This is a genomic window from Mesorhizobium sp. M2A.F.Ca.ET.037.01.1.1, from assembly GCF_003998075.1.
In the GTDB taxonomy this organism is placed as follows: Bacteria; Pseudomonadota; Alphaproteobacteria; order Rhizobiales; family Rhizobiaceae; genus Mesorhizobium.
The window spans coordinates 1-12,680 of record NZ_RZSA01000058.1 but is presented as its reverse complement, the minus strand read 5'-3'; the positions used below and the strand labels follow the sequence as shown (position 1 = coordinate 12,680).

Below are 12,680 nucleotides of genomic sequence, written 5' to 3'. Positions count from 1 at the left end.
GCCTATATCCCGTCCGGCACGCTGCGCCGCGCCACCGCCTATCCGGCCGCCGCCGACAATTGGAAGAAGGCCGAGATCGCCGCTGCCCTCGACAAGGTCGGCCTCGGCTATCTGAAGAACCGGCTGGAGGAAGAGGCGCCGTGGGACCAGACGCTGTCCGGCGGCGAGAAGCAGCGGCTGGCCTTCGCGCGCCTCCTGCTGCATGCGCCGGACATCGTCGTGCTCGACGAGGCGACCTCGGCGCTGGACGAGAAGAGCCAGGACACGATGATGCAGACGGTGATGAAGGAACTGCCCACCGTCACCATCATCAGCGTCGCCCACCGCGCCGAGCTGGAAGCTTTTCATACGCGCAAGATCACGCTGGAGCGGCGTGAGGGCGGCGCGCGGCTGGTCAGCGATGTCGATCTGGTATCGAGGAAGAAGAAGCGCGGCCTGATCCGGCGGGCGCTGTGGGGAAGCGGCGCGAATGGCGGCGAGGGGTAGGGAAGCGCTCCGAGCGCAATCGCGGAGGTCGCTCCCCCTCTCCGTCTCGGCTTCGCCGATCCACCTCTCCCCCGCCTTTGGCGGGGGCGAGGAACCCAAGCTTTCCGAAGCCGCACCCACTGCAATTGGCATTTCCTCGCCCTCGGCGGTTAGCATTTCCCCGCCCCCGCCAAAGGCGGGGGAGAGGTGGCTCGGCGCGCAGCGCCGAGACGGAGAGGGGGCAGCGCCAGCGTCCGCGATTGCCAGCCAAACTCGCCGACACTGAACGGAGCGCTTCACCCGTTTCCAGGAAACGGAGAACCGCCTACAGTCCCACCGCTCAGGATCGAACCATCGGGGAGGGGAGCATCGCGATGAACGACGCCACGCCAGATAATCCGAGACAGCTTTCGGAGATCGCCAGCTATCACGCCCATATCTATTTCGGCGATGCGGCCGAGCGCCGGCACGCCGAATGGCTGCGCGAGCGCATCGGCGAGCGTTTTCGCGTGCGGCTGGGCAACTGGCACGACAGGAAGGTCGGCCCGCATGACCAGGCCATGTACCAGGTCTCCTTCGCCACCGGCCTTTTCGCCACGCTGGTTCCGTGGCTGATGCTGAACCATGGCGGCTTGAGCATCCTGATTCACCCCAACACCGCCAATGCCAGGCGCGATCATCTCGTCGACCCGCTCTGGATCGGCCGCCCGCTGGCGGTGCATGCCGAGGTCCTGCCCGACGAGGATCACGAGGCGGAAGCGGCGCTGGAGGTCAACACCGAGCCGACGCTCGCCGTGTAGGAGCCTGCCGGCTTAGCCGAAAAATTCAGCGATATCGGGCACGCCGCCCGGATCTCCCGCGCCGCGCCCGCCCCTCGGGAAGGCTGTCAGTCGGTTGTCAGCTTGGATCAGCTATGCCTCGCCAATGACGCGCGCAAGCCGTCACGGCCTGTCGGCTGAATCCTCAGCCGCGCCGCAACCTCCCAACCGGATGGATATCCCATGTATCGCACTCTTCTTATCGCCGCCCTCGCGGGCGTGATCGCCGGACCGGCGCTGGCGGCCGGCACCTGCAGCACCGCCGCGAAATCGAAGTTCCAGCCCAAGGCGACGCTCGAGGCGCAGCTGAAGGGCGAGGGCCTCACCGTGCGCCAGATCAAGACCGAGAAGGGCTGCTACGAGATCTATGCGGTCGACAAGGACGGCAAGAAGGTCAACACCGCCTACAATGCCGAGACGCTGGAGAAGCTCGACAATGCCGAAGCCGGCGAAAACTGATCGAGCCTTGCCGGCACAGGCCCAGGCGCACCGCGACGTGGTGCGCGTCTGGGACCGTGTCGTGCGCGGCTTCCACTGGGCGCTGGTGCTGAGCTTCGCCATCGCCTGGTTCACGCCGCAAAGCGCCGAGAACATCCACCACTGGGCCGGCTACGCCGCCGCCTCGCTTGTCGCCATGAGGCTGGTGTGGGGCATCGTCGGCACGCCCTATGCGCGCTTCTCGCAATTCGTGCGCGATCCCGCGACGGTGCTGCGCTATCTCCTTGCCATATTGAGAGGCAGCGAGGCCCGCTATATCGGCCACAACCCGGCGGGCGGCGCGATGGTGCTCGTGCTGATGGCCATGATGGTGTCGGTGGCGGTGACCGGGTGGATGCAGACGACGGACGCGTATTTCGGCGTATCCTGGGTGGAGGACGCGCACAGCCTGGCCGCCCACGGCCTGCTCGCGCTGGTGCTCGTCCATATCGGCGGCGTGGCGCTGGCAAGCCTTCGCCACAATGAAAACCTTGTTCGCGCGATGATCACTGGCCGCAAGCGCAAAGCCGCGCCGGCCGACATCGCCTGAACGCGCCCCGCTGCGGGGCAACTGCGGGCGCCTGCCTGGACGCCCGCGGAACCATATGAACGTTGCGTGCCGAGGCGTTCCCGACCTCGGCATGCGCGTGCCTGACAAGACGGAGCAAGCCCGATGCGGCGCTATTCACAGATCACCATCGCGATCCATTGGCTTACGGCCCTGCTGGTCGTCATCGCCTGGTTCACCGCCGAGGGCGGGCGCCATGCGCGCGCCGACCCGCCCTATTTGCATTTCACCCTCGGCCTCGCCGTGCTGCTGCTGGTCGTCCCGCGCCTGCTGGCGCGCTGGCTGGGCGCTGCCCCCCGCGTCGAGGACCCGCAGAGCCGCTGGATGGACCTTGCCGCGCGCGCCGGGCACACGGTGCTCTATCTGTTCCTCATCGCGCTGCCTCTGAGCGGCTGGTATGCCGCCTCGCGCCTCGGCATCCAGGTCTCCTTCCTGGGGCTGGACCTGCCGGCGCTCGCCGCGCCCGTGCAGGGCGCGCCGGGCCTGATCGCCGACCTGCACGAAACCGGCGGCACGCTGATCCTGTGGCTGGCCGGCGCCCATGCGCTGATCGCGATATGGCACCAGTTCGTCATGAAGGACGGAACGCTGGAGCGCATGAACCCGCTCGCCTCGAACGAGCTCGCCGACAGCCGCGAATAGCAGCGCCCGGGCTGGACAGAAGGGCGCGCCGGCGTCGGCTGCGCAAGCGGCACCGGCGGTCAACACCGGGCCGGCGCGTGACCAGCAGGCCGCTCCAGGTGGCCGGCGCCTGTTGCCTGATGGGAGCACCCGCCCCGGCGCCGGCCCGGCGAACCTGCGTCCGCCGCAATATTCAAGGTAGCTAAAAAACACCCGCCGCGGGATGGCGTGATCGCATAAGCCTTGGCGGATGGAAGTCGAGCCGCGTCACATAAGGCAGCGCTACCCCGCTCCGTCCGTCGCGCGGACACCCCGGCATCCGCCCCGCCGCGAAAATCGCTGCGTGAAACCCCTTTCATGCGCTATGATGCGCTCCGTTGTAGTGGGGCGCAGGCGCGCCGGTCGAGACGGCACTGGCTTGTCCCCATCAATGCCTTTCCACCCTCGGAGGGACGTCGTGAACCTCTTGATTGTCTATGGAACGACTGAAGGGCAGACCAGGAAAGTCGCCGAACGGATGGCGACCGACATTCGCGGGCGCGGGCATCAGGTCGAATTGCTGGACAGCGCGAAGTTCACGCCCGATTTGAAGCTCGGGCATTTCGACGCCTTCGTTATTGCCGCGTCGGTCCACCAGGAGCACCATCAGGAAGCCGTCACGACCTTCGTATTCGCGCATCGAGACCTGTTGAGCGGCAAGCCTTCGGCGCTGGTATCGGTCAGCCTGTCGGCGGCGCTGGAAGGCCACGAGGCCGCTGCCCGGAAATATGTCGACCGCTTCGTTTCCGTGACGGGGTGGCAGCCGCGCATGACGCTTCTGCTGGGCGGCGCCTTGCGCTTCACCAAATACGATTACTTCCAGGAGCAGTTCGTCAAATTCGTCGTCATGAAGGGCGAGGATCCAGGCCCCGGGCAGGATCACGAATTCACCGACTGGAACGCGCTCGCCGGCTTCACCGATCGGTTCCTCGCAACGATCGGCTAGGCTGCGCCAAAGCGGCCTGTCCCGCACCGGCGCCCGGCTGCTGCAAGCGGCGCGGTCAGCGCCGTTTCGAAAGACGGTCGAAATTGCGCCGCACCTGCCTGGCCGCGGGCAACAGGGCAGCCGCCGCCGCTTCCATCGCCACGGTTCCATCGCAAAGCGACGGGCTTTTGCCGGAAAGGACGTCAGGCCAGAAGCGCAACGCCGCCTCGAGCATCTTTGCCTGCGCCGCGAACAGCCCTTGCGTTCCCGCAAGCGCCTTTTCCTGCACCGCCTGCAAGGCCTCTCGCCCGTTGGGCGCGTGGCTCATGGCATCCAGCACCAGCAGCGGCACCCGCATGCCGATGACCGCCGGCGCCAGCAAGAGGTCGCTGCCGGAGTGCTTCCTGCGTTTTCTGCGGACGGCCATGGACACCTGCCTTCTTGTGCTGGGAACGATGGCGAAACTACGCGCCAGAGGCATGTTGGTTCCACGCGAGCGAGTCCAACCGGGGGCCGGGAAGGGGACAACCGGACAGCTGCATATATTCGGTATAACTAAAATACACCGCGCGACACGGTGGTCTGTGCAGTTCACATTGAGGCCGCGCAATGGCCGGCACAATCCAGGCTGGAAAAGAGTCTGAACACAGCCCGGCCGTTACTGGTGATGTTCTGGGAACACACCCGCGATAAAGACCGGCGGCGAGCGCTTCTACTGCTTGCCAAACCGACGGCCGGCACATAAGCCTGCACGTCTGCGATCATTGATCCTCGGGGGAGGTGGCTTGTGGCGAAACCAAAACAGCTCGCGACGAAATGCCTGGCGTTGCGCCTCGGCGCCGCGATGCTCGCCATGCCGGTCGCCGACGCGCTTGCCGACAATGTCGTTGCGAACGACCAGGTCGTTCAAGGAAGCCTCTGCGTCGGGCTCGACTGCGTCGACAACGAGTCCTTCGGGTTCAACACGATCGTCATGAAGGAAAACAACACACGCATCTACTTCGACGACACGAGCACGAACGCCGGATTTGCCGCCAATGACTGGGCGCTGATTGCGAACGATTCCGGCTCTGGTGGCGCCAATTACTTCGGGATCCAGGATGCGACGAGCAACAAGATGGTGTTCCGCGTCGATGCGGGCGCTCCCGAGAATTCGGTCTATGTCAACAGCTTCGGCAATCTGGGCCTCGGCACGTCCAGCCCGGCTCTCGGCCTGCAGATAACCCGAAGCGACACGCCGGCGATCCGCCTGGAGCAGACAAACGCCGGCGGCTTCACGGCGCAGACCTGGGACGTAGGCGGCAACGAGACGAATTTCTTCATACGCGACTTGACGAACGGCAGCCAGATGCCGTTCCGCATCCGGCCGGGCGCGCCGACGAGCAGCCTCGACATCGCAGCGAACGGCAATGTCGGTCTCGGCACCGCTTCCCCCACCAGCAAGCTGCATGTCTATGGAACCGCCACGCAGGATACGTTCGAGACGATCGGCGTATCCTCGGCGGCCAACGCGGATGCGCTGACTTTCGGCTATAGCGGCGCGAGCTTCGGCGTCGGCACCTCGATGATCAACGCGCATTCGGCCACCGGCTCGGGCGGCCGGCTTCTGCTTGCCACCGACGGCGTGACCCGCATGACCATCGACGCAAACGGCAATGTGGGCATCGGCACGACCGCGCCGGCCGCCGGCCTCGACGTCGTGGGAACCGTTCGCTTCGCATCGCTTGCGGGCTGCACCTCCGGCATCGGCACCAATGCCGCGGGCGACCTGACCTGCATCAGCGGCGGCGGCGGAAATCCGCCCTATTACGACACGACCGCTTCCGGCGCGCAGCCGAACGCCAGCGGCACCAACTCCACCGCGGCCGGCTCGGGCAGCAACGCCAGCGGCACCAATGCGTTGGCCGGCGGCACCAACAACCAGTCGCAGGGCGACAACACCACCGTCATCGGCTCGAACAACAGCGTCACCGGCGACGATAGCGGCGCCTTCGGCACCGGCAACACCGTTAGGGGCAATGGCAGCTACGCGATCGGCGACCCCAATGTCGTCAATGGCGACAAGTCCTTCGTCTATGGCGACGACAATGCCGTCAACGCCCCGAACGTCGCCGGCAACGGCAACGGCATCCAGGTCTTCGGCTCGAACAACATTGTCGCCAGCACCGCCAATTCGTCGGGATCGGTGGTGATCGGATCGGGCAGCACGGTCAACGCCACCAATGCGATGGCGTTCGGCAATGGCACGACGGTGACCGGCGCCAACGCGATCGCCATGGGGTCGGGCGCATCCTCGGCCGGGCTGAACGCCGTTGCGATCGGCACCGGCGCCAGCGCCGCCTATGCGGGCTCGGCCGCCTACGGCTCGGGCGCGGTCGCGACAAGGCAGAACGAGCAGGTGTTCGGCACGGCGGGCAACACCTATTCGATGCCCGGCCTGACGTCGGCGGCGAGCTCATCGGCCCAGACCGGCGCGATCGAGATCGTCACCACCGATGCCAGCGGCCATCTCGCCTCCGTGACCCCGGGCTCGCTCGGCTTTTCCGATCCCGCGCAATTCAACAGCCTCAATTCCCGCATCGACAGCGTCGGCAGCCGTGCCTATTCCGGCGTCGCCATGGCGATGGCGCTGGCCGGCGCGCCGACCGTGCTGCCGGACGAAAAATTCGTCACCACCTTGAACTGGGGCACCTTCGAGGGCGCCAATGCCTTTGCGCTCAGCGCGGGCGCCCGGCTCGGCTCGCAGCTCCAGCTCAATGGCGGCATCGCCTTCGATCCCAACCGGAGTATGGCCGGCGGACGGCTGGGCTTGAGGATGAGCTGGTAGGAAGCGCCGGCGCGCCAGGATGATCCCGATGCGAACAGTCACGATTCTCCTGGCGGCGATGCTGGCCGTTTGCGACGCCGGGCCGGGTCTTGCCCAGACGCAGACCCAGGCGCCGGTGCCGGGCAAGAAGAAGGCGGCGCCGACAGCACCGGCGCCCACTGCGCCCGCGTGGCCGGCAAACGCCGCGCAGGCCATCTACCTTGCCCGCAGCACGATGATGGCTCTCCAGCAGGCGGTGGAAACAGGCAACTTCACCGTGCTGAGGGACATGGGCTCGCCAGGCTTTCGCGCCCAGAACACCGCCGCCGACCTCGCGATCAGGTTCCAGGCGCTGCGCCAGTCCGGCGCCGACCTGACGGCGGTTGCCGTCGTCGCCCCGCAGCTCTCCACGCCGCCCTTTCTCGATCCCCAGAAGCAGCTGCACCTGGTCGGCCTGTTTCCCACGCAGCCGCTGGAGATCGATTTCGACCTGTCCTTCGAAAACGTCGACAACCGCTGGCGCATCTCCGCCATCGGCGTGACGACCGCCCCGGCGCCGAAGGCGCAGGAGGGTGGTGGGGAGGATAAGGGGAAGGCGAAGTAGAGCGCAGCGAGGGCGGTCGCGATGTAGAAGGAAACCAGCGTTATATTCGGCCCGAGCGTTTCGCTTGCGCCTCGGCAACTGGCGCGACGAGCCGGTCGGCCTGGACGGGCAGGCCATGTATCAGGTCTCCTTCGCCACCGAGGTCTTCGCCACGCTGGTGCCCTGGCTGATGCTGAACCACTTCCTCATCTACCCCAACACGACCAAATGGGACCACCTGATCGACCCGATCTGGATCGGCCGCGCGCTCGGCGTGCATGGCGAAGTGCTCGGCGAGGAGGATGAGGCTGGATGTGAATACGGAGCCGACGCTGGGGGTGTGAGGGGACGGCGAATACGCATACCTTCCGTTTGAAGGAGTTGTGCATACGCATCTTTAGATGACTAGATTAGGTGAAATTGGGAGAACGGTATACTCTAATGGTCTACAATGGATGATTCTCTTGGTCCAAGCTATGTGTTGAATTCTGGCGCTTCGGTTGTAAGCTAGTAGGGTCCGGGGGGATCGCTTGATATGTCGAGTGCAGTTCAAGTCTGGAATCCAGACGAGTGGGAGCTATTCGCCTTCAGTCTCCTTCAGAGTCGGCACGGTCCTTTGCACGTGCACAAAATTCCGGCAGCTCACAAGGGCGACTATGGGATTGATTATTATTGTCCGAAGGAGCTGGTAGCCTATCAATGCTACGCTGTCGAGGAGCCGGTCGATATTGTGGTGCGGGCCGATCGTCAAAAGAAGAAGATAACTACAGATCTCGCAAAAATTGTCCTAAAGCAAACGGAAATTTCAAAGTTATTCCTGGGATTGCCGATCAAGCACTGGGTGCTGCTCACGCCATTGCACGACAGCAAAGATGTCAATCTCCACTGCGCGAAAAAGACTGGTGATCTTCGGGCTGCCAACTGCGCTGCGCTCGACGCAAGCTTCGAAGTCGCAATTCAGGACCCGAGTGCTTTTCCCAGCAAAGCAGTCGCAGCCGGGATCTCAGCCCTTTCAAAGGTAACTCTCAGCATCCCGGCTCTCTCGAAGACGGAGCTTGAAAACTGGGCTGCAGGTTCCTCCGACCTGCTGGCCAACGTCACACGAAAGTTAAAAAAGCGGGCCGCTCCCGATCAAATTGAGGATGTGGTCGCCGACGCTATCAAGTCGTTTCTTCAAGGCAATGCCTTGCTTGATGCGCTGCGATCTGGCGCGCCAGATCTCCACGAGAAGGTTATGTCGGCAATTAAGAGCCGGGCTCGTCGTCTTCAATTTGCCGGGCCGCAGGCCAGCGGATCGGTGGGAGAGATACTGCACGCAGAACTAGATGCCCTCATTGCTGCGGTGCAAGTCACGGCGCCAAGCATTTCTACCGAGAATGCGGAGCAAATTGCATACGGGTCGATCTGTGAGTGGATTATGCGTTGCCCGCTGGATTTTCCCGATGTCCACTGAATCTATTTTTCGTCGTGTGCTTCTACCCGGGAATGCTAATATTCGACGAGCCGCGCCAGCAGTCGTCTTCGCGCCCCAGTTTCCAGAATCTTCTCAAGCGAGCGTCAAAGGCAAAAGGCGCAAATCAGCAAATAATCTTCTCAACGAGCGAAGACCTTGAAACGCTTCAACGCATAACTGCCACCATCGAATGCCAAGAAGTAATCTTCCCTGGATACATTCTACAGAAAATTGGCTAGTCGTTTGAGATGGATCTTCGATTATCTGGGCCAGGTCTGCGGAGCCCCTCAATCCTCATCCTCCACCACGAACGACAGCGCGATCAGGTCGTCGAGGTCGATGCCGCCATGGCCATTGTCCAGCACGTCCGCGACCTTCTGGAAGGCCAGCATGTCATCCATGCTGAGCTTGGCCGCCCTCAGCCTGTCCTGCAAACCCGCCACCCTGGTTTCCAACGTCGTGGTGATCATGCTTGCCTCCTTCATTGTCCAACGCCCCGTTCCGGATGCCCAGCATCAGGCATGAGACCGGCCCGATGAAAAGGCCGATCGCCATGCCCACGGCCGCGGCAATGCTCATCCGCTCCGCTTTCGCGGCAATCTTTGCGGGTCCGTCGTCGGCTGGGATGAGACTGAGAAGGGAAAGGTTGCGATGGTCCAGCGCGCTGTTGTCGTTTGCCGGCAACCGCTCCCGGAAAAGGAACTGCTGCTCGCCAAAGGGCTCGCAGGCACTCAGCCGCATGGGTCACGCCCCCGGCGCCTTGCCGTGTTGTTTGAAAAGCGCCAGCTTGGCCGAGTAGCCAAGCCTGAGCTTGGTCTTGCAGGCCTCACAGCGGAAGGTGCTCACTGCCTTGAACCACGAACCGTTTCTGATGATCGGCTGGTGGCAGTTTGGGCATTCATAGCGAAGACTCGCGTCCCGCAGCTCATCGGAAATCGACATTGTTCACCTCGGCCCCGGTTCTTGTTCTTCGATCGGACGCCCGCCACCTGTGGGCAAGTGGCGGGCGATCCAGCCACTGACGATGAAGGGACTGATTGCTCGTCAGCGAAGCCCTAATGAGATGGCCGGGCTTATGTTTCAGGCGATAGACCAATGCGCCGGCGTATGCGACCTCAGTCCCCATCAGCGGAACCTAATATTCCCCGCGCGCTTATGGCCACATGAGCAGGCGCGGTCTCGACTTCTTCGACAAATGGATGGCGGAGCATCTGCCGAATGTGCTGACGGACGATCCGGTGGCGGTGGGCGATCTTGCCGACGAGATGATGAAGGCGGCCGCGCGCGAAGGCATCGCGGCCAGCGAGATCGACGAGGAAGTCGACAGCGTCTTCGAGGTGATCTTCGAGGCGCTGCAACATCGCGAAGGCAGTTTGGGGGAGGGCGACCAGGCTGTCTTCGAATTGCTCTCAGGGCGCCTGGCGAGGGAAACCGGCATCACGCAGGAACAGGCCAGCGAGCTGATCGAGACGATCGGGACCGACTGGGAAGCGCTCCTTCGGGAGGCGCATTTTCTGAAAGAGCAGGGCGGATGAGCGAACGTGGCGCGGAGTTCTTTGGCCGCTGGATCACCGATAATGTAATGCGCGGCAAGGTGGGTGCGGACATCGTCTCGGTGGCCGAGCTGACGAGCAAGTTGTTCGCCGATGCAAAGGCAGCCGGCATCTCCGAGGAGGAGATCGAGGAGGAGACCGGAAGCGCATACGAAGCGATCCTGGCGGCGATCGTCGGCTCCGGGAAAACCGACGGAGCCTGAGCATCGCACGGCCGTCCGTGTCGCTTCCGGACGGAAAACCGCTCACACTTTTCCTGGAATTGCGCCAGGCGCAGCCGGCGAAGATCGGCGCTGGCCGTCAGGAACATTAGCGCGCCCTGGAGGTTCTCCCGGAGAAGTCCCTCGCATCCTGGGTTGGAGCCATGGCCGAGCTGGCATTTGCTTTCGTGTATTATTCCGGGCTGACCGGGCATGACGTGGTGGGCGCCGTGGTGTCCTTGATGGCGGGCCTGCTGCTCTACAACGTCATGCGTGAAGACCGGCCAACCCGGTAAACCATCCGTCCGGGAGCGGCCCTGCCCGAAAGCGGGGGGAGCACACGAGCCGCCGCTGGCTGGTGACGTTTGTAGGGGCTCCCCGAGGGGGCGCGGATCGGCGAACCCAGCGATGGCGGAGGCCGCTCGCTCGCTACCCCCCAGCCAACCGCGGCAGCAGGAAAATCTCCGCCCCCTCGGGCAGTTCCTTGCTCCACGTATCGCGATAAATCGTCCCGTCGATCGCCACCGCGATGCCGCGGTCGATCCACGGCTCTATCCCGGGATACTGTTCCGCCAGCTTGCGGAACAGCTCCCTGATGTCTTTGGCCTCGATCTCGTGCCTGGCCTTGCCCCCGGCGACGGCGCTGAGCGAGCCCCAGAGGGTGACCTCAACCATTAGGGATAACTCCCACAGCGCAGCGTGGTGAGACGAAAGCTGCTGCGCACCTTTCGTCCTTAGCCTTCCCGTTCCGCGTCCAGCGCGGCGAGAATGCGCGGCGGCGACATCGGGATGTGGGTCATGCGCACGCCCACCGCGTTCGACACCGCGTTGGCGATCGCCGCCAGCGGCGGCACAATCGAGGTCTCGCCAACGCCGCGCACGCCATAGGGGTGGTTGGGATTGGGGATTTCCAGGATCTGCGTGTCGATCATCGGCAGGTCGGAGCAGACCGGGATGCGGTAGTCGAGGAAGCCCGCATTCTGCAGCCGCCCGTCCTTGCCGTAGATATACTCCTCGTTGAGCGCCCAGCCGATGCCTTGCGCCGCACCGCCCTGGTACTGGCCCTCCACATAGGTCGGGTGCACCGCCTTGCCGGCATCCTGCACCACCGTGTAGCGGATCACGCGGGTCGAGCCGGTCTCGGGGTCGACCTCGACGTCGCAGATATGCGTGGCGAAGGAAACGCCGGCGCCGTCGGCCACAAGCTCGCTATGGCCGGCGATCGGCCCGCCGGTGGTGCCGGACTTCGCCGCGATGTCCTTCAGCGACAGCGGCGAGAGGTTGCCGTATTTCTCGCCCTTGGCGATGGCATGGCCCTTTTCCCAATGGACGTCGTCCACGGGCACGTCCCACATCTGCGCGGCGCGCTCGCGGAGGATCTTGATAGCATTGCGGGCGGCCGAGATCGTCGCCATCGAGGAGGAGAAGGTGCCGCGGCTGCCGTCGGTCATGTCGTTGTAGCCGAGCGACGAGGTGTCTGCGACGATCGCCTTCACGTGGCTGTAGTCGATGCCGAGCTCTTCCGCCGCCACCAGCGACAGCGAGGCGCGGGAGCCGCCGACATCCACCGTGCCCACGGCCAGCGACACCGAGCCATCCATTCCGATGTTCAGGTCCGTGCAGGTCTGGCCGCCGAAATTGAACCAGAAGCCGCAGGCCATGCCGCGCCCTTGGTTTTCCTTGAGCGGCGCCTTCATGTGCGGATGGTGCTTCACCGCCTCCAGCGTCGGCCCGATGCCGATCGGCCCATAGACCGGGCCGTAGGAGGCGCGGGTGCCTTCCTGCGCGGCGTTCTTGATGCGGAAGTCCACCGCATCCATGCCGAGCTCCTTGGCGAGCTCGTCGACAGCGCTTTCCACCGCGAAGGCCGCCATCGGCGCCGACGGCGCGCGATAGGCCGCCGTCTTCGGCCGGTTGACCAGCACCTCGTAGCCGACCGTCTTGACGTTCTCCAGCTTGTAGCAGGCAAAGGCCGTCATCGCGCCGATCTCGGCCCAAGAGCCGGCATAGGGACCGGAGCTGTAGCGCAGCGTCGCTTCCGCGGCGGTGATGGTGCCGTCCTTCTTCGCGCCGATCTTGACGTCGATCGAGGTGGCGCTGGTCGGGCCCGAGGCGCGGAACACCTCGTCGCGGGTCATCACCAGCTTCACCGGACGGCCGGCCTTGCGGGAC

The 12,680-nt window shown here is 64.4% G+C and carries 18 protein-coding genes; 13 read left to right on the top strand and 5 right to left on the bottom strand.

Features of this window, described 5'->3' with window-relative positions:
• The 6 genes from EOA27_RS05265 to EOA27_RS05240 all read left to right on the top strand — a co-directional run.
• A partial coding sequence (locus EOA27_RS05265; RefSeq protein WP_127255674.1) for an ATP-binding cassette domain-containing protein occupies positions 1-486 on the top strand: 486 nt, incomplete at its 5' end.
• Between the two features lie 353 nt (positions 487-839).
• On the top strand, positions 840-1,265 hold the full coding sequence (locus tag EOA27_RS05260) for a DOPA 4,5-dioxygenase family protein (RefSeq protein WP_126078052.1): 426 nt from the start codon (positions 840-842) through the stop codon (positions 1,263-1,265).
• 201 nt (positions 1,266-1,466) lie between these two features.
• The gene (locus tag EOA27_RS05255) at positions 1,467-1,742 is read left to right on the top strand and encodes a PepSY domain-containing protein (RefSeq protein ID WP_126078051.1); all 276 of its coding nucleotides are present in this window, start codon (positions 1,467-1,469) and stop codon (positions 1,740-1,742) included.
• Positions 1,720-2,310: a cytochrome b/b6 domain-containing protein gene (locus EOA27_RS05250; RefSeq protein WP_189343176.1), complete on the top strand. Its 591-nt coding sequence runs from the start codon at positions 1,720-1,722 to the stop codon at positions 2,308-2,310. Before EOA27_RS05255 ends, EOA27_RS05250 begins: the two co-directional genes overlap by 23 nt.
• A 123-nt stretch (positions 2,311-2,433) precedes the next feature.
• Positions 2,434-2,970, top strand: coding sequence for a cytochrome b/b6 domain-containing protein (locus EOA27_RS05245; protein WP_126078050.1), 537 nt, complete (start codon positions 2,434-2,436; stop codon positions 2,968-2,970).
• A gap of 436 nt (positions 2,971-3,406) precedes the next feature.
• The gene (locus EOA27_RS05240) at positions 3,407-3,934 is read left to right on the top strand and encodes a flavodoxin domain-containing protein (protein WP_126078049.1); all 528 of its coding nucleotides are present in this window, start codon (positions 3,407-3,409) and stop codon (positions 3,932-3,934) included.
• 55 nt (positions 3,935-3,989) lie between these two features.
• Here EOA27_RS05240 and EOA27_RS05235 read toward each other — a convergent pair whose 3' ends face one another.
• Complete coding sequence (locus tag EOA27_RS05235) at positions 3,990-4,340, bottom strand: hypothetical protein (RefSeq protein WP_126078048.1); 351 nt, start codon at positions 4,338-4,340, stop codon at positions 3,990-3,992.
• A gap of 360 nt (positions 4,341-4,700) precedes the next feature.
• Here EOA27_RS05235 and EOA27_RS05230 point away from each other — a divergent pair, with 360 nt between their 5' ends.
• The 4 genes from EOA27_RS05230 (at position 4,701) to EOA27_RS05215 (ending at position 8,755) form a co-directional block, all read left to right on the top strand.
• Positions 4,701-6,740 carry a hypothetical protein gene (locus tag EOA27_RS05230; RefSeq protein ID WP_126078047.1) on the top strand — a complete coding sequence of 680 codons (2,040 nt, stop codon included), beginning with the start codon at positions 4,701-4,703 and terminating at the stop codon, positions 6,738-6,740.
• Between the two features lie 28 nt (positions 6,741-6,768).
• Positions 6,769-7,323, top strand: coding sequence for a hypothetical protein (locus EOA27_RS05225; RefSeq protein ID WP_127255672.1), 555 nt, complete (start codon positions 6,769-6,771; stop codon positions 7,321-7,323).
• A gap of 64 nt (positions 7,324-7,387) precedes the next feature.
• Positions 7,388-7,678 carry a DOPA 4,5-dioxygenase family protein gene (locus EOA27_RS05220; protein WP_245467132.1) on the top strand — a complete coding sequence of 97 codons (291 nt, stop codon included), beginning with the start codon at positions 7,388-7,390 and terminating at the stop codon, positions 7,676-7,678.
• 246 nt (positions 7,679-7,924) lie between these two features.
• On the top strand, positions 7,925-8,755 hold the full coding sequence (locus EOA27_RS05215) for a hypothetical protein (protein WP_245491032.1): 831 nt from the start codon (positions 7,925-7,927) through the stop codon (positions 8,753-8,755).
• Between the two features lie 393 nt (positions 8,756-9,148).
• Here the strand turns inward: EOA27_RS05215 and EOA27_RS40490 are convergent, their stop codons facing one another.
• Entirely contained in the window at positions 9,149-9,496 is a 348-nt protein-coding gene (locus tag EOA27_RS40490; protein WP_189353899.1) for a hypothetical protein, read from the bottom strand.
• A 3-nt stretch (positions 9,497-9,499) separates the two neighbouring features.
• On the bottom strand, positions 9,500-9,697 hold the full coding sequence (locus EOA27_RS05200) for a hypothetical protein (RefSeq protein ID WP_126078042.1): 198 nt from the start codon (positions 9,695-9,697) through the stop codon (positions 9,500-9,502).
• A gap of 221 nt (positions 9,698-9,918) precedes the next feature.
• On the opposite strand from EOA27_RS05200, the gene EOA27_RS05195 reads away from it, so the two are divergent.
• The 3 genes from EOA27_RS05195 to EOA27_RS42935 all read left to right on the top strand — a co-directional run bounded on the left by EOA27_RS05195 (position 9,919) and on the right by EOA27_RS42935 (position 10,804).
• Positions 9,919-10,290, top strand: a complete 372-nt coding sequence (locus tag EOA27_RS05195) for a DUF768 domain-containing protein (protein ID WP_126078041.1) — start codon at positions 9,919-9,921, stop codon at positions 10,288-10,290.
• On the top strand, positions 10,287-10,511 hold the full coding sequence (locus EOA27_RS05190; protein ID WP_126078040.1) for a DUF768 domain-containing protein: 225 nt from the start codon (positions 10,287-10,289) through the stop codon (positions 10,509-10,511). Before EOA27_RS05195 ends, EOA27_RS05190 begins: the two co-directional genes overlap by 4 nt.
• Positions 10,512-10,672: 161 nt before the next feature.
• A complete protein-coding gene (locus EOA27_RS42935) occupies positions 10,673-10,804 on the top strand; it encodes a hypothetical protein (RefSeq protein WP_281058777.1) in 132 nt (43 codons plus the stop codon).
• A gap of 133 nt (positions 10,805-10,937) precedes the next feature.
• Here EOA27_RS42935 and EOA27_RS05185 read toward each other — a convergent pair whose 3' ends face one another.
• Together EOA27_RS05185 and EOA27_RS05180 are read right to left on the bottom strand one after the other, a co-directional pair.
• Complete coding sequence (locus EOA27_RS05185) at positions 10,938-11,183, bottom strand: MoaD/ThiS family protein (protein ID WP_042639658.1); 246 nt, start codon at positions 11,181-11,183, stop codon at positions 10,938-10,940.
• Positions 11,184-11,242: 59 nt separating this feature from the next.
• Positions 11,243-12,680: xanthine dehydrogenase family protein molybdopterin-binding subunit (locus EOA27_RS05180; protein WP_145970266.1), on the bottom strand; the 1,438-nt coding region annotated here is incomplete at its 5' end.